The sequence below is a fragment of the Streptomyces sp. NPDC001406 genome, from assembly GCF_042895285.1.
Lineage (GTDB): Bacteria > Actinomycetota > Actinomycetes > Streptomycetales > Streptomycetaceae > Streptomyces.
Window position 1 is genome coordinate 313285 of sequence record NZ_JBIAWG010000002.1, and the last position, 15892, is coordinate 329176.

The 15892-nt window shown below is 67.3% G+C and carries 21 protein-coding genes; 17 read left to right on the forward strand and 4 right to left on the reverse strand.

Translation table 11 applies throughout. From position 1 onward, the window contains the following. Nucleotides 1-131 precede the first annotated feature (131 nt). From ACFY1J_RS05515 to ACFY1J_RS05580, 14 genes are all read left to right on the forward strand, one after another. The gene (locus tag ACFY1J_RS05515; RefSeq protein ID WP_390730714.1) at nucleotides 132-488 is read left to right on the forward strand and encodes a hypothetical protein; all 357 of its coding nucleotides are present in this window, start codon (nucleotides 132-134) and stop codon (nucleotides 486-488) included. A 63-nt stretch (nucleotides 489-551) separates the two neighbouring features. Further along, nucleotides 552-887: a hypothetical protein gene (locus ACFY1J_RS05520; protein ID WP_390730715.1), complete on the forward strand. Its 336-nt coding sequence runs from the start codon at nucleotides 552-554 to the stop codon at nucleotides 885-887. 321 nt (nucleotides 888-1208) lie between these two features. Continuing rightward, nucleotides 1209-1667, forward strand: a complete 459-nt coding sequence (locus ACFY1J_RS05525) for a hypothetical protein (RefSeq protein ID WP_390730716.1) — start codon at nucleotides 1209-1211, stop codon at nucleotides 1665-1667. Between the two features lie 107 nt (nucleotides 1668-1774). After that, nucleotides 1775-2104 (forward strand): hypothetical protein, encoded by a 330-nt coding sequence (locus ACFY1J_RS05530; RefSeq protein WP_390730717.1) that lies wholly within the window; start codon nucleotides 1775-1777, stop codon nucleotides 2102-2104. Nucleotides 2105-2948: 844 nt separating this feature from the next. Then, the gene (locus ACFY1J_RS05535; RefSeq protein ID WP_390730718.1) at nucleotides 2949-3377 is read left to right on the forward strand and encodes a hypothetical protein; all 429 of its coding nucleotides are present in this window, start codon (nucleotides 2949-2951) and stop codon (nucleotides 3375-3377) included. A 96-nt stretch (nucleotides 3378-3473) separates the two neighbouring features. Beyond that, the gene (locus tag ACFY1J_RS05540) at nucleotides 3474-4130 is read left to right on the forward strand and encodes a hypothetical protein (protein WP_390730719.1); all 657 of its coding nucleotides are present in this window, start codon (nucleotides 3474-3476) and stop codon (nucleotides 4128-4130) included. 84 nt (nucleotides 4131-4214) lie between these two features. Further along, nucleotides 4215-4514 carry a hypothetical protein gene (locus tag ACFY1J_RS05545; RefSeq protein ID WP_390730720.1) on the forward strand — a complete coding sequence of 100 codons (300 nt, stop codon included), beginning with the start codon at nucleotides 4215-4217 and terminating at the stop codon, nucleotides 4512-4514. 89 nt (nucleotides 4515-4603) lie between these two features. Then, nucleotides 4604-4867, forward strand: coding sequence for a hypothetical protein (locus ACFY1J_RS05550; protein WP_390730721.1), 264 nt, complete (start codon nucleotides 4604-4606; stop codon nucleotides 4865-4867). 11 nt (nucleotides 4868-4878) lie between these two features. After that, nucleotides 4879-6096, forward strand: coding sequence for a TIR domain-containing protein (locus ACFY1J_RS05555; RefSeq protein WP_390730722.1), 1218 nt, complete (start codon nucleotides 4879-4881; stop codon nucleotides 6094-6096). Nucleotides 6097-6208: 112 nt separating this feature from the next. Then, the gene (locus tag ACFY1J_RS05560) at nucleotides 6209-6496 is read left to right on the forward strand and encodes a hypothetical protein (protein WP_390730723.1); all 288 of its coding nucleotides are present in this window, start codon (nucleotides 6209-6211) and stop codon (nucleotides 6494-6496) included. 47 nt (nucleotides 6497-6543) lie between these two features. Then, entirely contained in the window at nucleotides 6544-7164 is a 621-nt protein-coding gene (locus ACFY1J_RS05565) for a hypothetical protein (protein WP_390730724.1), read from the forward strand. A 49-nt stretch (nucleotides 7165-7213) separates the two neighbouring features. Beyond that, on the forward strand, nucleotides 7214-7816 hold the full coding sequence (locus tag ACFY1J_RS05570) for a hypothetical protein (RefSeq protein ID WP_390730725.1): 603 nt from the start codon (nucleotides 7214-7216) through the stop codon (nucleotides 7814-7816). 138 nt (nucleotides 7817-7954) lie between these two features. Beyond that, nucleotides 7955-8842 carry a hypothetical protein gene (locus ACFY1J_RS05575; protein ID WP_390730726.1) on the forward strand — a complete coding sequence of 296 codons (888 nt, stop codon included), beginning with the start codon at nucleotides 7955-7957 and terminating at the stop codon, nucleotides 8840-8842. A 92-nt stretch (nucleotides 8843-8934) separates the two neighbouring features. Next, nucleotides 8935-9360 (forward strand): hypothetical protein, encoded by a 426-nt coding sequence (locus ACFY1J_RS05580; RefSeq protein ID WP_390730727.1) that lies wholly within the window; start codon nucleotides 8935-8937, stop codon nucleotides 9358-9360. A gap of 282 nt (nucleotides 9361-9642) precedes the next feature. Here the strand turns inward: ACFY1J_RS05580 and ACFY1J_RS05585 are convergent, their stop codons facing one another. Both ACFY1J_RS05585 and ACFY1J_RS05590 read right to left on the reverse strand, forming a co-directional pair. Further along, entirely contained in the window at nucleotides 9643-10374 is a 732-nt protein-coding gene (locus tag ACFY1J_RS05585; protein WP_390730728.1) for a hypothetical protein, read from the reverse strand. Nucleotides 10375-10404: 30 nt separating this feature from the next. Then, nucleotides 10405-10965 (reverse strand): helix-turn-helix domain-containing protein, encoded by a 561-nt coding sequence (locus tag ACFY1J_RS05590; RefSeq protein ID WP_390730729.1) that lies wholly within the window; start codon nucleotides 10963-10965, stop codon nucleotides 10405-10407. A 410-nt stretch (nucleotides 10966-11375) separates the two neighbouring features. On the opposite strand from ACFY1J_RS05590, the gene ACFY1J_RS05595 reads away from it, so the two are divergent. After that, nucleotides 11376-11867 (forward strand): hypothetical protein, encoded by a 492-nt coding sequence (locus ACFY1J_RS05595; protein WP_390730730.1) that lies wholly within the window; start codon nucleotides 11376-11378, stop codon nucleotides 11865-11867. A gap of 458 nt (nucleotides 11868-12325) precedes the next feature. Here ACFY1J_RS05595 and ACFY1J_RS05600 read toward each other — a convergent pair whose 3' ends face one another. Then, complete coding sequence (locus ACFY1J_RS05600; RefSeq protein WP_390730731.1) at nucleotides 12326-13858, reverse strand: protein kinase; 1533 nt, start codon at nucleotides 13856-13858, stop codon at nucleotides 12326-12328. Nucleotides 13859-14120: 262 nt separating this feature from the next. On the opposite strand from ACFY1J_RS05600, the gene ACFY1J_RS05605 reads away from it, so the two are divergent. Further along, nucleotides 14121-14321: an amino acid permease C-terminal domain-containing protein gene (locus tag ACFY1J_RS05605; RefSeq protein WP_390730732.1), complete on the forward strand. Its 201-nt coding sequence runs from the start codon at nucleotides 14121-14123 to the stop codon at nucleotides 14319-14321. Here ACFY1J_RS05605 and ACFY1J_RS05610 read toward each other — a convergent pair. Continuing rightward, complete coding sequence (locus tag ACFY1J_RS05610) at nucleotides 14281-14733, reverse strand: ATP-binding protein (RefSeq protein ID WP_390707447.1); 453 nt, start codon at nucleotides 14731-14733, stop codon at nucleotides 14281-14283. The genes ACFY1J_RS05605 and ACFY1J_RS05610 overlap by 41 nt on opposite strands. A 295-nt stretch (nucleotides 14734-15028) precedes the next feature. On the opposite strand from ACFY1J_RS05610, the gene ACFY1J_RS05615 reads away from it, so the two are divergent. Further along, a complete protein-coding gene (locus ACFY1J_RS05615; RefSeq protein ID WP_390707446.1) occupies nucleotides 15029-15856 on the forward strand; it encodes an enoyl-CoA hydratase family protein in 828 nt (275 codons plus the stop codon). Nucleotides 15857-15892 lie beyond the last annotated feature (36 nt).

Here is a 15892-nt window from a genome sequence, read left to right on the forward strand (position 1 = left end):
CATACGCGCACGCGCGCGTGTGTGGACGGTCCCAAAAGTCCCAAAACCCGGTCTGCCAGCGCTTTTCCCGCTCTCTCGGCGTCCGGCCCGCCGGTGGTCTGTTCGCCGCTCGGAGGAAGGTTCCAGCCCCCATGCCGCTGCCGTTCTGGCTCCAGTCCCACCTGCCCGCTCAGCCGTCGCCCCGGTACACGTTTGAGTCGTTCACCGACGAGGTGGCCCGCCTGACGGGTCTGCCGTCGCCGATGGTCACCGGGGAGTTCGAGCGCAGCTCCGAGACGGATCACGTCTGGATGCTGTGGAAGTCCGACCTGGGCGGGGCGTACCTCCGTCTGGACCGGCCGGACTCGGGTGAGTACGTGGTCCTCAGCGTCCGGTGGAGCCAGGCGCCGGACCCGGCGGACGTCGCCGCGATGGTCCGGGTGTACGAGCGCTGTGGCCGTCGTCGGTCCCTCCAGCCCCTGATGGCCCGCGTGTTCGGGCCCCGCTGACGCTCCCTCCCTCGCAGCTCCCTGCCCCGCCCGGCCGTCGCCGGATCTCCCGGAGGAATGCCCGTGTCTGCCCCTGCCCTGTTCGACCTGCCCGCCCCCGCTGCGGCGCCCGCGGCCGCGCCTGCCACGTTCCGCCGGTTCGGCATCACGGTCTTGTCGTACGGGCTCGGCGCGGACAGTACAGCGCTCCTGCTGATGTTCCTCGCCGTGCTGGCCGAGATCGAGAGGGACCTGGTTCTCCGTCGCAAGCGAGCCGAGGAGGAGCAGTGGCTGGGCGAGATTGAGGGCATCGACATGACCTTGACCTTCGTCCGCACCAAACAAGCCGACGCGGCCCGGACCGCCGCCAGAACCACAGTCCTGCTTGGCCTGCCCGGCACTCGTCACCCGAGCGGGTGAACGTCGCCGGATCCTAGGCAAGGCGACCGGCGAGGCCGGAGGGATGTCCGAGCGTCGTGCTCTACTGGTGAGGGTGCAGTCGCTTCCGCATCAATACGCATACAACGGGGGTGAGTTCGTGTCGTCCGTGCTGGACGCCCTGTCTATTGCTGCCACGACGGGCAGCGTCGTCGCCGCAGTCGCATCCAGGTATATCGCGCACCGAATCGGGCGCCGAGAGGCTGCCCGGAGCCGGCAGCGAGGGATCGTCGCCGAGCTGGCACGCAGTCTGCGAGCTGGGGAGGTCCCACGAGACCTGGGCCGACTTGGGGGGTCGGGCCGATGAACCGAGGCCAGAGGGATCAAGATCTTCGGGACATCTATCAGCTCGTGCTGCAGCGGACGGACTTGGACGGAGCAGGCAAAGCCGCGTTGCTCGAGGCATGGAACGCTCGCGAGCAGCGCGAGCACGAACGGGCGCAGCGGGCAGATGAGCGGAAGCAACAGCGCTTCGAAACTGCGATGGGCTTTCTCGCACTGATCGCGTTGCTCCTGGCCACCGTTTGGCTGGCCCAGAGTGGGCACGCCTGGGTCGCAGTCGCACTCATCCCACCGATGGTGGTGGTGGTTGCCAAGTTCCTCGGTCGGCCTGTCACCGCGTCGGAGGCAAGCCTGATCGGCTCGGGGGTCAGCGGCGCCTTCCGTGGCCTCCGGGAGGCCATGAATGGTGCGGCATCCCAGCCTGCGCCTGCCGCTGGCTCAGTGCCGACCAACGGTCCGGCCGGTCCGCCAGTTCCATAAGGGCAGCGCGACGGCAGGGACGGAGCCTCCGTCCCTGCCGTCGTCGCGTCATCGGCGGTCTCCGCTGCTCCCGGCGCACCAAGACCTCGGAGGTTCTCCTTGACTTGGTGCAGAGGAGCTCCGTCAAGTTCAAAGGCTGGTGCCTGGACGCGCGAGCGGCCGCCGAGTTCGGCATGTCGTCGTTCCGGCGGGTCATCGGCTACCACGCCGGGGAGATGGACCGGGCGGACAAGGACACCGCCATTCAGCGGGAGCTGAACGCCGAGGCCGGCCGGACGATCTGCGAGCCGTACTACCCGCTGATCCACGCGCGCATGAAGCGGGCCGCCGTGGAGGCGTACGTCCTCGAGCGGCTCGGCGAGAAGATCCGTAAGTCCTACTGCTGTGCCCTTTCAGTGGCGTCTGTGCCTCCAGGGACACGCACGAGGAGCGGCTGAGGGCCCATCCGCACATCGCGGCCGACGTGTTGCGCATGGAGTACGTCTCCCAGTCTCTGAACGAGCGCGTCGCCCTGTACGGCACGAAGTCGTTGCGGAAGCGGCTCACGGAGGACGGCACCAGCAGACCCCGTACGCGGTGTACGAGGTGCGCAGGATGTACTTCGCGGCCCGTACGGACGACTGCCGCCAGTGGCACGGCAGGACGTGCCGGAAGCCGCGCTGGTGGTGCCGTGAGCCTCGTACCGAGACGTGCCGCGCCGATCACCCGGCCGGGGACTTCGCGCCCTGGTGCTCCGGCCCGGAGGGGTGCTGGGGGAAGACGGCGAAGGGGCAGGCGTGGCGGTCGGTGCGCACTGTGTTCGAGGGGAGCCGGGCGGAGGCGGAGGCGCACGTGCGGGCCCTGGCCGGCGAGCACGGCATGACGCTGGAGCAGGGCGAGCACTCCGGTATCTATCGGGCGCACTACCTGACCGCAGGCGACAGCTACCCAAACGGCATCCGCGTACCTGGTGGCGGCGCCGGCCAGGGTGCACGACAAGCAGCGACCGAAGTTCGAGGAGCGGTTCACGCAACTGACGGGCCGAGATGGGACCGTGGGCACGCCGCTGCGGGAGTTGCCGGAACCGACCCCACCGCGCCGTACAGGCGGTGTCGTCGTCCGACGGGCGAAGACCATCGGCGGCGTCATGCTCATCGCGTGACCCTTCGGCTCAGCAACGCGACTCCCGAACCTCGTTCCCTCCATCTTCCCTGGGGCTACTACACACGGGAGTCTTATTGCTGTACTCTCTGAGGTGTTGGCGGAGAGCACCGCCAACAGCCCGAAGGAAGGAACACCGCAATGAACGCTGCCCTGGCTGTGAAGCCCATGCCGCAGCTCACCGTGCAGTACGGGCCGATGCGCACCGTCCTGCACTCCGACGCCACCACTGACACCCCGCGCGAACAGGCTGACGCCTACCGCTTCAACATCCTGGGCGGCAAGGGCCTGCGCGAGTCCGTCATCAACGACGCGGACGGCGACGCGGTCGTGATCATCCGGTGCGTCGAGTACATCGACCCCGTCACCCAGCAGACCCGCTACGGCGTCGACTACTGGTCGACCGCCCGCTACTGGGCCACCGACCACGGGGCGCGCGCGATCGCGGAGAAGGCGTACGAGGACGCCGTACGGGACGAGTTCGCCCGCCCGACCCCGGGTCTGTGCCTCTCCCCGAAGCGGTTCATGGGCGGCCTGGCCCACTTCTTCGACGTCACCGACGTCATCTGACCGGTCCGGTCCCTCTCTCGCCGGGGCGCGACCCTACGCGCCGTGCCCCGGCACCCTCCCCCAAATCACCGCACCACTCCGAGGAGCAGCACGCCCATGAACAGCAGCACCGAGACCGCGAACACGCCGCAGACCACCCTCAAGGACTCCAGCCAGCTCGTGAAGGGGGACATCGTCTCCGAGCACGGGATGCGCGTCCGGCTGGACAACCTGACGACCGTGGAGCGCCAGGGCCTGACTGTGTACTGCTGGGTCGGCACCGTCCTGAACATGGACGAGGTCCGCGAGGCGAAGCATGTCCCCCTCTCCTTCCTGCGTACCGACAAGTGGGAGCCCGGCAAGGGTTGGGTGACCGACCGAGAGGACGTGTGGACCGTCCAGGGCAACAAGCTCGCCACCTGGGCCGTCGAGGTGTCCGTCCCCGCCGAGCTTGCCGAACTGCACGGCCAGTTCGCCGACGGCTACACCGCCGAGGACATCAACGCCGTGTTCGGCCTCATTCGCGATGCTGGCGGCCCGCGCCTGGTGTGCGTGTGGGACTACTTCGACGAGTACGGCTACGGCGGCAACTCCGAGTTCTACGCCGAGACGAAGACCGGTCTGCATGAAGTTGAGCTGACCGTCCATCAGTGGCTCAGCGGCGAGCAGGACTCGCCCGGCCCGATCGGCATGTGGGTCTGCGCCCTGGCCACGGAACCCGCCGAGTTCGCCGGTGGAGACGACTTCCACAACTACGCCCGGCGACGGGACTGACCCGCTCGTCCCTGGCCGGGGCGCGCCCGTGCCCCGGCCCCGCGGCCCCCTCCCGCCTGCTCCACTCACCTAGAGGACTTCACCATGCACGCCACGATCCGCGCCCACCGTGCCCGCAAGGCCCGCTCCCCCCGCTGGGCCGACCGCCGTCCCCGCCCCGCCGGCGTCCGCTCGACGAACCCCACCGTCAGCGCCGCCCGTGCCTGCCTCGCCCGCTCGTACCGGTACGGGGAGCGCCGTTCCACGCCGTGGCTCAAGACGCGCGTGACGCGGGGGGAGACCGCGTTGCGCTTCGGGGCGTACGGGCGTCCCGTCCCGTTCCCGCCGGTCGACCGCTCGATGCTTCCCTGCGAGGAGCGCATGGGCCGCCCGCAGCGCCGGTAGCCGCCCGTACTCCGCCGGGGCGTGGCCATCGCGCGCCCTGGCCCCCAACGGCCCCTCTCCGCCCGCCTCACGCCCCCAGGACGCTCGCCATGCAGACCGCCACCCTGTTCGACCTCCCCGCCGTCCAGACCCCGCAGGAGACCCCTGCAGGCACCGCGCCCGCGAAGGCGAAGCGGAAGAAGCGGGCCGTGCACCCCTCCGTGCCCTTGAAGCCGTCGACGACCGTCCCCGACGAGCTGATCCGGGACGCCGACTGGGTAGTCGTCTCGAGCTCGGGCGCAAGGCCCCATACGCCCAGGTTTTCTTGTGTTCTTCATCAAGATGCGACCGCGCTGAACGTAGGCGCACACTGAGAGAAGACAGCTTGGATCTCACTGAACCCTCGTGGGGCCTTGATATGACTGTGAATCCTAGGGCTGTGGCTGTTGTCCACGGGCGAAACCAGCAGGCTACTACTGCCATCTTCAATTTTCTTTCCGCCTTGGGGCTGGAACCCCAAGAGTGGGAGCATGCGACAGCCAAGCAACCGGGAACAGCCTTCACCCACGAAGTCGTGGAGAAACTCTTTGACGACATGCAGGCAGTAGTTGTCCTGATGACTCCCGATGACGACGCTTATCTGCGTGATTTCCTTCGAAAGCCATCGGATCCGAACTACGAAGCAGAGCCTACTGGCCAACCTCGACAGAACGTCCTACTCGAAGCAGGTATGGCATTTAAAGCGGAGAGAGGTCGGACGCTAATCGTCCATGTTGGCTCCCTGAGAGCCATAAGTGATTTCGCCGGTCTCAATGAGGTCCGCATAAACGGAGACAGTGAGAGCATCTCACAAGCACTGAACAAATTGGCCGTAAGGCTAGAGCACGTAGGATGCGCCACTAGGCGTGGTGAGCGTTACGCCGATCCCAGCGGTTTTCGAGCGGCGCTCGAGCAGATTTCGGACTATGAAGCGCGGACGCCTGACGCTCTCAATGCTCCCAACGCTAGGGGCGAGACGATGGCGGTCACCATTGAGAAGATGGGTCTAGTCGACATCGAGGACCGCAACGACGACGCCCACCTACTCCCCCCTAGCGACTTTTACGCAAGGGCTCAATTTCAGGTGGCCATATCCGGCCCAAGTCTTTACCGCACATTGGACAGCAATAGGAAGATGATCCATCGGCTACTCGGACAGGGTGTGCATGTCTATCTCTTGCTTTTGGATCCGTCATCCCCGGACCTTCCGCTCGTCATAGCCCGAGAACAGGGGCACCCCGTAGGGGAGGACATATGGAATTCCATTCGAATCATCGAAAACAATTTCGCGGCATCCCGAGGGCTTCACGTCGGGCACATGGAAAGGATGCCTGGATTTACAGGCGTCATGATTGATGGCGACATTGCGCCTACCGGCGCGAGCCCGGCCGACAGTCAATCTCAGCTTCGCGTCCAGCCCGTTCTCCTATATAGCACGCATCATGAGGGGCTAGTTCTCACTCTCAAGAAGATGGAGCATCCATGCGCATATGACTTCTTCGCCAGCGACCTCCGAGAGCAGTGGGAGAAGTCAGCCAAGGGGCTGCCGCAGCGGACTACCTGAACATACTGTGCAAATTGAACGCTGAACATTTTTGGCTTAGCGCATAGGCGGACACACGATCAGGGACTGGCGTTCCTGATCGTGCTCTTTGGTCCGGTAAAGCCTGAGCTGCATGTTCTGTGTCCTCGGGTGCATCGGCGACTTGGTGAACGCCGCGCGGCGTGAGCCGGTGGCGGCCGCGGCCTACGCCCGGACGGAAGCCATCGTCGGGGCCGACTTCAAACACGGTCTGTCGATGCGGGAGATCATCCGGCGCGCGGCGGAGCTGGAGGAGCAGGAGGGGCCCGCGGCTCGCCCGCCGGCCGGTACGGCGATGGCCAGGTACGTCGGCAAGGCCACGACCGCGCGGTACCTCGACCGTCTGTCGATGCTGCGCAAGCAGTACGACCTCGCCGCCTGATCCCGCCCCTGTCAGACCTGCGCCTGTTCCTTCGGGGAGAACGAACCGTGTCCGAGACCCACCTGCTCTACAGCTACGCCATCACGAAGATGACGCCGAGCCAGCGGAAGGCCCTGCTCGCCGGTGTCGACGCCGGGGGGCGTCTGCCCGACGGTGTGGTGTCCGCGCGCGTGCTGGAGTCGATACCGGAGACGTGGGCGCGCACCGACGAGGAGACTGGCAGCCGGTTCCTCACTCTCCAGGGGCGGGCCGCGCTCATCCCGTTCGACCGGTACAGGCAGCTGCGGCGCGCGAACCCCGAGACCGGGGCGGTGCACGGGCTGAACCATCGGGACGGGCAGGGGCTTCACCGTGACGGCCTGGTGGTCTTCCAGAGCCATGACGGCCGGATCGCTGGGCCCACCGACCACTGGATGACCAACGCCTACCCGTACATCACTGAGCGCGGCCGGAAGCTGGTGGGGATGCCGCTGACAGCTCCCGCGCTCACCGCCCGTCTGCCCATCGGCTCCACGGCCGTCTGGAGGCGAGAAGGCCGTCCGGACGAGCGTGTGCAGGTCGGCAGTTGGCTGTTCACGGACGGCACCGTGCGCGTCACGCCGCTCGCCTGGTCCATGCCGCTCAGCCCCGGCACGTGGGCGCCGGCCGCTGAGCTTCACCCCTGCTGAACCACCCCTGCAAGATGACACCCACCGATCCGACGACGGAGAGATGACGATGACCGAGAACCCGCGTACGGAGCCGATGGACCTGGACAAGGAGCTGGAGGCGATGCGCGAGAAGGCCGCTGAGGTGCGCGCCCCGCTCCCTCACGGGGTGGAGACGTGGGAGGCGGTGAAGGCCATCGAGGCGCGTGCGACCGCGGGCTGGCACTTGGCGGACATGTTCATCGGGCTCGACGTCGTGGCCACGGCCAGCAAGCGGGCGCCTCGAGCGTGGCAGCCTGGTCGGGAGCTGTCGGACGGGGAGATTGCGGACTTGGTCGAGCGGCACCCGGACCTGGCGTCCCTCGGGGACGACTGGGTGCGCAGGCTGGCCGGCGTCGGTGTCGCGCCGTTCCAGATGGTCAACCTGGTGCGGCGGGTGCAAGGGCGTAGGGGATTGCCGGAGTTGAAGGCCGGTGACGTCGTGGAGGCCACGTTGTCGGGCGGTACGCCGCGGACGGTCCGGTTGAAGCTCGACCGGACGCCGTGGCCGATCGGCCCGGACGCCACGACGGTGAGCGACGGGCAGTCGGTGACGGCGGTTGTGACGGCCTCGATCCGAGTCGTGGAGGACGACGGGACGACGACCGTGCGATGGGCCGACGTTGAGAGCTGAGCGCCGCTGAGCGTTGCGGGGGCCGTCCGGTTGGGGCCCCCGTTTTCGGGGGGTCCCCTTCCCCGTGGGTCTCATTGCTGTATTGTGTGTGTTGTTGGCGGAGAGCACCGCCAACGAAGCCCGAACGAAGGAACACGCGTGTCTTCTGCCGTCCTCTTCGACCTCCCCGCGACTTCCGCGGACAGTGCAGCCATGCGACCGGCCGCCCCGACGAACCCCGGGCGCCGCTCGTACGACGACGTCGACCGCGTGACGTACCTGGGCACGCATCAGCCGTCGTGGCTCGCCCGGCCGGAGTTCGGCGAGGACTGCGTCCCCCTGTGCGTTGCGAACCACCGTCTCTCCGGCCGCAAGACCCTGCCGCGGGCCGTCACCCCGTGGATGCTGGACTCCGGCGGCTTCACGGAGCTGTCGAAGTACGGGCAGTGGACCGTCAGCCCGTACGAGTACGCCGCGGCGGCGCGCCGGTACTACGACGAGATCGGCATGATGGACGTCTGCGCCATTCAGGACTGGATGTGCGAGGACGAGATCCTGACGAAGACCGGCCTGACGGTGGAGCGCCACCAGTACAAGACCGTGGCGTCCTTCCTCAATCTCCTGAGCTTGGACGCGGATCTGCCGTGGATGCCCGTGCTCCAGGGCTTCACCCTCGATGACTACCTGCGCTGTGTGGACCTGTACGAGCAGGCCGGTGTCGACCTCACCCTTGAGCCGGTCGTCGGCATCGGCTCTGTGTGCCGTCGGCAGACCACGAACGAGGCCGTACGCATCATCGAGACCCTGTGGTCCATGGGCATCCGCCTGCACGGGTTCGGCTTCAAGGTCACGGGCCTGCGCGAGACCTCCCACCTGCTCTACTCGTCCGACTCCCTGGCGTGGAGCCTGAACGCCACCAAGCGGGCCCCGATGCCCGGGTGCACGCATCAGCACTGCGGGAACTGCCCGCGGTACGCCCTGGCGTGGCGGAACCGTCTGCTGAACTCCCTCCCCGATCACCGGCAGCTCCTGACGCTGACCGCCTGATCCCCCGGTCTTCCGGGGCGTCCACCCTGGGGGCCCCGGCCCCACCGGCGGGGAGAGCACCCCGTCACCGACCCGAACGAAGGGACACCACCGTGTACCAGAGGCCCGACCTGAACGGCCCGCTCGCCAACCTGCGGAGCAACGTCGAGGCGTGGAAGACCAGCCTTGCGCGGCACGCCTCCGAGGAGCGCAGGGGCAAGGGCCTCGCGTGGGACGTCGAGCTGATGGAGGAGCGGGACGACCTCGCCGCCAAGATCGTGGAGGACTTCGCCACGATCGACGCCGAGCTGTCTAAGCGCTGGGTCATCGACAACGCCGCCCCGTCGGCGTGGACCATCGACCGCCTCACCGACGAACAGATCGCCGCCGCCAAGGCCGACTGGCCGGAGCTGGGCATGTTCGCCGACTGCACCATTCGCCAGGTCGCTGACGTCCTCGGCATCCGCATGGTGCGGGCCATGGCGCAGGAGGCCGTACGGCGGGCTCCCGCCGTTCTCAAGGCCCGCGACTCCCAATAAGCGCCTCGCGGCCTTCCACGCGGCAGGCTGAGCACCCGAGCCCGCTGCAACATGCGATGGCTGAGATTCAGGCGCTGTACGCCCGTTACCCGCAGAGCTCCATCTGTTGCCGCTGTGCGAGGCACGGTTCGAGGCGCTGCGGGACGACACCACCCGGTAGTCGTCTCGTACGGCCGCGGAGCCGATGCTGCCCGCTGCCCAGCGGATAGCAGAGAGGGGCCCCAGGCGATCCTGGGGCCCCTCTTCTGTTCGGGCCGCCTTGCCTCACCCCGTGAGGCAAACTCAACTACCAGCCAATTCCTTCCGTTGGCGAACCCGCTCACGCAGCGCGCCCAGCATGGGAAAGGTCAAGCCCAGGAAGAGGAACAACACGGCCAGGCCGCTCAGCGAAGGGCTCACAACCTCCTCGACGTCCAGGGGCCACGGGTCGCCCAGGATGTAGAAGATGATGTAGGAGCCCTTGGACAAGGTGTACGCAATGCCAAGCGTCGCGGCCATGGAGGACAGCGCGTAGCCGGCGCCGCTCCAGGGCCGGATGCCCCAGTTGCGCTGCGCGGTCCGTCCACACATGAAGGCCAGCTCGCCGCACGTAACCAGGACGTACGCCAGGTAGATCAGCAGGTATGCGGCCACCGATTCGTTGTGCACGTACGCGGTGGTGAACTCGACGCCCGGCTCGTTCGTCGCCAGGAAAAGTGGCACCATGATCGCCAGCTCCACCATGGCAGCGAAGGTCCGCTGGAACATCGCGGCGCGCAAGTAGTCGGGGCGGTAGGTCAGGTCCACCATCGTGATCTGGAGCGCGGCGCACCAAAGGATCGCGCAGATGTGAGCGATCAGTTTGCCAACGTTGGCGACGCCGGTGGTGTCCTCCGCTGCCTGGGCGACCACGGGGACGGCGAAGAAGACGCCGACGGTGCAGATGCCGAAGGCGGCGGCGATAGACCAGGTTGACACCCGCGGGTTGCCGATGGCTCTCCTGGTGCAGAGAGTTGTGACCAGCAAACCGACCACAGTGCATGTCCCGAAGACTATGCCGTCCACTTAGAGCCCTTCCAATGCATCGGCCGCGTACTGGGCGGCCTCGTTCTTACTTCGCCGGCGTTGACGTCGGGCCGGCTTCTCAGCGGCCTCCCTGCGCGGTACCGGCGCCAGACCGAGGTCGGAGCGTCGTCGCTCCAAGTCTGCAATGACATTCTGCAACTCACTCTCGGGCAACCCGTTTAGGAGAGCTAAGACACGGCGCGCAGACGGATCCTCGAACGACTCAAGCGCGTCTAGGTCGTCGTAGCTGTCGTGAGGAAGCAGGTATGCGGGCGGTACGCCGCCCAGGGCTTCGCACAGGGCCACGATCGTCGAGACGGTCGGGTTGTCCTGCGAGCCATTCGCCAGTTTGGCGACGGCGGCGTGGGAGACCGATACGTGACTGCCGGGAAGCGCATCGACAGAGGCGGACAGTGACCGCGAAGTGTATGCCCGGCCGTTGGCATCCCGTCGGCTGGCCATGAGTGCCTTGAGCTTGTCTGCCAGCGACGGATGGTCGGGCCTCACCGCGCACCGGGCTTGCCGGGCATGGCCGGAAAGCCGTCCGACCGATGACTGCACTCAACCACGTACCGTCTCGCTCTCTTCGATCTTGTTCTCTGTGTACTTTAGTTGACACGGGTGGGTGTGGAGGGCAGGATCACGGATTGTGCGAAGGTTGCGCACAATCCGCTTCTGGGTCGTGGTCCCGTAGGGGTCCACTGGCCTGCCTTCCGGGGGGTGCAGGGGGCACCGGTTTGCTGTCCGGTCCGATGCCCGGGAGAGCACATTACTGAGGGGAAGCAGGCGTGAACGAACCTGGGCGATGGGGAACGCCCGTCCTTCCGTACTTGGCTCGCCGGCGTCTGCGCCGCTTGCGGCCTTGCGGGAGGGTGGCGGCCCTTCTCTCCGCGTCACAGGGCGCTGACCTGCGCACTCATGCATATCGAACTAACATTCGCCCACGAGTTATCTGACGGGATGGATCAGCCATGACGATCTCCGACGCCATGCCTCAGCTCTGGGCCTCCAGCCTGCAGTCCGCCGCAGTCAGACCGGGCGCTTCCGCGCAGCTGGGCTTGCCGAACCCTGAGAACTCGATCGAGTTCCGTCTCGGCCCCGAGCACACCCCCGCCCAGAGCATGCGCCGCGCACGCGCTTTCGTTGCGAAGGTGCTGCCGGCGCTGCTCGCGGGCGCACCCAATGCCAAAGCCGTCGAGGAGGCGACGCTCGCCGTACTGGCCGAACTCGTCGACATCACCGCGCGACACCGTGCCGGCATCGATCTGAGCGGCCGGGTCTCGTACGACGGGGAGCACGTCTTGGTCACCGTCGGAGCGATGGATCAACCGTTGCCTGGCCCGGAGGAAGAGCCGGGTCTGTACCTCGTCCACCGCCTGGCCGACGACATTGGCCAGCATCGCGACGATGGCGAGGGGTACGAGACCTGGGTGTCCATTCCGGTTCGGTCGAAGGTTCAATAGGCCTATGTGGCCCGGCATTTCTGCTCACTTGCCGTTTCGGGAGGGGCGAGACTTCGGCCCCGACTCCGGCCGTGGACTCGGAAATCGGGGCCAGGCCCGCCGTTAGGCGACCGCAGAACAGGCCTACGGGCGTCCATGGGGAGCAGAGTGGAATCGATCCGTTGGTGTTTGGCCGGAATGACTTGATGTCGGGTGGCATTTCGGTCGAGGCGGATTGTGGACTGGCGCGGCTTGGGGCTCTGAATTTTGTAGGTATCGCGTCCAGAAATGCCGCCCTATGTCGCCGATCGCTGCGAACATGTGATGCGAATCACAGGCGGCGTCCGCATGCTGGACACACTTCCAGGTCGGGCTGCCCCCTGCATGACGGTGCGCGCCCTCGTTCCTGCTCTTCGGAGACTGACAGACCTAAGGGGTGACAGCCTCCGGGAGGCAGGCTGTTTTGGCGTTAGGTGTGGTTACACGCGGCAACTGTCAATGTGGGTGACTTCACGCCAATCGGCGATGATGGGGCTGGCCATGGATTCGCGGTAGACGACTACTGCGCGGCCGTAGGGCCAGGCGGTGTCGTTGTGGAAGTCCTGCTGGGCTTCCGAGCAGGTGCCGAACATCAGGCCGCGTACGATGTCGGTCCAGTTGGTGTCGTCGTGGTAGTCCTGCCCCTCCGGGTATATCCCGGGGCCGAAGGTGACGAACATGGTCTGCGCCGCGGGGTTGAAGGTCACTGTCACGCTGTCATCCACGTACTGGGGTCCCTGAATGATGGGGGCTGCTTCCTTGACCAAGCGCTGGGCGGCGGCCTTTTCCGCAGGTGTGGCGGGCACCCGGGCGGCGACCCATTCGTCGACGGTCGGCTGGGCATTGTCGCTGCGGGTGTATGCAGGTGACGGAGCAACAGCCTGCGGGTTTTCCGAGGCGAGTTGTGCCGGGGAGACGGACGGCGTGGGGCTGCCTGGACGGCTGGGGGAGTGCTTCGCCGTAAGAGTGGGGGTACCGGTTACGGCTGTCGGCCGGCTACTCGATGCAGAGGCCTGTTCCTGTGCGGCATGGGATGACTGAGAGGCTGCGATGGCGCCGCCGAGACTACCGAGAATGGCAGCGGCTGCGCCGACTGCCAGATACAGCCGGGTACGGCTACGGCGTGACGGTCCAGGCCAGGCGGGTTCGTCTTCGGACGGCAGGTCCCAGTGCAGGCTGACCAGATCGGATATCAGCGTGGGCGGCTGGTGGTCGGCCGGGGAGATGACGGCGGTTGCCTGGGCCGCGAGCAACGTGGTGCAGGCGCCTTCGAGTTCGGCGGCACTCGGCCGGTCGGAGGGCTCCTTGGACAGGGCCTTTTCCACCAGGCGTCCAAGGTCAGCCGGTACCCCGTCCAGATCCGGCTCGGCTGACATCACGCGGAAGGCGACAGCGTCCGCAGCGCCGCTACCAAAGGGAAGGCGGCCGGTGGCGGCGTAGGCGACGAGGGCTCCCCAGGCGAAGACGTCGCCTTCGGGACCGACCGCACCGGTGCGGTAATGCTCGGGGCTGATCCAGCCTGGTGTGCCGGTCATCACTCCGGTGCGAGTGACGGAAGTGCCGTCGAGGGCGTGGGCGATACCGAAGTCCAGCACCTGCGGGCCGGACGGGGCCAGGATGACATTCTGCGGTTTCACGTCCCGATGGACGATGCCCGCCGCGTGCACCGCGGTCAGTGCGGCTGCGGTGCCGGCTGACAGCGCGTACAGATGCGCTCCGGCCAGGGGGCCGTTGGCCGTCACGTGTCGGTCGAGGGTGGGGCCAGGAATGAAGGGCGTAGCAAGCCACGGGGCCGCACCTTCGGTGTCGGCGTCTTGGACCGGAACCAGGCATGGCCCTATCACCCGCTGGGAGAGCTGTACTTCCCGCCGGAACCGAGCACGGAACTCATCATCTGCAGCCTGCGCTGGATGGATGACCTTGACGGCCATCCGCTCTCCTGTCGCGCCGAGCGCGGCGTACACAGTGCCCATGCCACCAGCTCCAAGTCGTCCCACGACGCGGTAAGGACCTACACGGCGCGGGTCGCCCTGCTGCACCGGCTGAACACGACATTTCCCCCTGGTGATCAACGGCGCACATCGGGCCGAAGAAGCGATCAATCGTATCGTCTGCCACACTCTGAGCGCGGTTCGACCGCTGCAGAACTTGTGCCGGAGACGCTACTTCGAAGGCGTGGAGCACGACGGGTAGCGTGCGTAGCCATCAAGGTAGCCATGGAGAGGGGCATCCTGCGTGTTTACGCAGGTGATAGCGCTGCGGCGACTCTCCCTGATGTACGAGACGGGCTGGACGACCTGGATCCAGTTCGCGGTGTTCCTCGCGGCCGGATTCCTGGTGTACGTCCTCTACGGCCGCCGGAACTCCACGCTCACCACGGCGCGGGACGCCGAGGTCACGCGGGACGCCGCTGACGCGGTACGACAGGCAGTCTGAACCAGACGGCCTTGCCCGACTCGGTCGGGCGGTGGCCGCAGGACGAGCTGAGGGCGCGGAGCAGCAGCAGACCGCGCCCGTGCTCCTGCCAGGGGTCGGGCTGCTCGACGACGGGCCGGGTGAGATGGCCGGGCGGCGCCGGGTCCGGGTCGTGCACCTCGACCTGGCAGCCGGTCGGCCGCAGCTCCACCACCAGCTCTATCGGGCCGTTTCCCGAGGTGTGCTCCACCGCGTTGGCGACCAGCTCGGCCGTGAGCAGCTCAGCGGTGTCGCTGTCGGCCGCATGCTCCAGTTCCGCCAGTGCCGTACGGACCAGCGCACGCGCCACCGGCACCGCGGCGGCGGTGTGCGGCAGCGCGATGCGCCACGAGGCTGGGGCGGAGGGGCTCTCGTACAAGGCGGTTCCGTTCATGGAGCAGGCTGTCCTGCTTTCAACCCAAGAGATGGTACGGCGCCCCGCTTCAGCGTCTCTCAAGGGGCACCGCAGGGGGCCTGTGGCCCCGGTACCGGGCGGCTTACCCCCTACCACGTTCCGCCTAGCGCGGCCGCTCCCACTGTTACCTCCCTGTCGACGACCCGTGACCGGCGTGACCGCACTCGGCCAAATGCGCCACTCGTGTCGCGTACTCGTGACGACAGTCATAAATGGGTGATAGCTTCATGGGGTAGAGCTACGTGAGGCACCGCCGCCCTGGGAGGCCGCCGTCATGAGTCCCTTCACCGGCTCCGCCGCCCGCACCTCCGACTGGGAGCACCTGCGGGTTGAGATCGCCGACGGAGTCGCCACCGTCACCCTCGCGCGCCCCGAGAAACTCAACGCCCTCACCTTCGGCGCCTACGCCGACCTGCGCGACCTGCTCGCCGAGCTGTCCCGCGAGAGGTCGGTCCGCGCCCTGGTGCTGACCGGCGAGGGCCGCGGCTTCTGCTCCGGCGGCGACGTCGACGAGATCATCGGCGCGACGCTGTCCATGGATACCGCGCAGCTCCTCGACTTCAACCGGATGACCGGACAGGTCGTGCGGGCCGTACGGGAGTGCCCGTTCCCGGTGATCGCGGCGGTGCACGGGGTGGCGGCCGGAGCGGGAGCGGTACTGGCGCTCGCGGCCGACTTCCGCATCGCCGACCCCTCGGCCCGCTTCGCCTTCCTCTTCACCCGCGTCGGCCTGTCCGGCGGCGACATGGGCGCGGCCTATCTGCTGCCCCGCGTGGTCGGCCTCGGCCACGCGACCCGACTCCTGATGCTCGGTGAACCGGTGCGGGCGGTGGAGGCCGAGCGGATCGGCCTGATCAGCGAACTGACCGAGGAGGGCCACACCGACGAGGCCGCCCTCGCCCTGGCCCACCGCCTCTCCAACGGCCCGGCCCTCGCCTACGCCCAGACCAAGGCCCTGCTCACAGCAGAGCTGGACATGCCACTGGCGGCGGCGGTGGAACTGGACGCCTCGACACAGGCGCTGCTGATGAACGGCGAGGACTACGCGGAGTTCCACGCGTCGTTCACAGAGAAGAGGCCACCGAAGTGGAGGGGGCGGTGACCGTGGAAGCCGACGGAAAGGTGCCGACCCCAGGGG

What these genes read in the sequence shown, in the direction of transcription:
- ACFY1J_RS05515 (WP_390730714.1), top strand. Translation starts at nt 132, where the DNA reads ATGCCGCTGCCGTTCTGGCTCCAGTCCCACCTGCCCGCTCAGCCGTCG.
- ACFY1J_RS05525 (WP_390730716.1), top strand. Translation starts at nt 1,209, where the DNA reads ATGAACCGAGGCCAGAGGGATCAAGATCTTCGGGACATCTATCAGCTC.
- ACFY1J_RS05535 (WP_390730718.1), top strand. Translation starts at nt 2,949, where the DNA reads ATGAACGCTGCCCTGGCTGTGAAGCCCATGCCGCAGCTCACCGTGCAG.
- ACFY1J_RS05540 (WP_390730719.1), top strand. Translation starts at nt 3,474, where the DNA reads ATGAACAGCAGCACCGAGACCGCGAACACGCCGCAGACCACCCTCAAG.
- ACFY1J_RS05545 (WP_390730720.1), top strand. Translation starts at nt 4,215, where the DNA reads ATGCACGCCACGATCCGCGCCCACCGTGCCCGCAAGGCCCGCTCCCCC.
- ACFY1J_RS05550 (WP_390730721.1), top strand. Translation starts at nt 4,604, where the DNA reads ATGCAGACCGCCACCCTGTTCGACCTCCCCGCCGTCCAGACCCCGCAG.
- ACFY1J_RS05560 (WP_390730723.1), top strand. Translation starts at nt 6,209, where the DNA reads ATGTTCTGTGTCCTCGGGTGCATCGGCGACTTGGTGAACGCCGCGCGG.
- ACFY1J_RS05570 (WP_390730725.1), top strand. Translation starts at nt 7,214, where the DNA reads ATGACCGAGAACCCGCGTACGGAGCCGATGGACCTGGACAAGGAGCTG.
- ACFY1J_RS05595 (WP_390730730.1), top strand. Translation starts at nt 11,376, where the DNA reads ATGACGATCTCCGACGCCATGCCTCAGCTCTGGGCCTCCAGCCTGCAG.
- ACFY1J_RS05600 (WP_390730731.1), bottom strand. Translation starts at nt 13,858, where the DNA reads ATGGGCACTGTGTACGCCGCGCTCGGCGCGACAGGAGAGCGGATGGCC.
- ACFY1J_RS05610 (WP_390707447.1), bottom strand. Translation starts at nt 14,733, where the DNA reads ATGAACGGAACCGCCTTGTACGAGAGCCCCTCCGCCCCAGCCTCGTGG.
- ACFY1J_RS05615 (WP_390707446.1), top strand. Translation starts at nt 15,029, where the DNA reads ATGAGTCCCTTCACCGGCTCCGCCGCCCGCACCTCCGACTGGGAGCAC.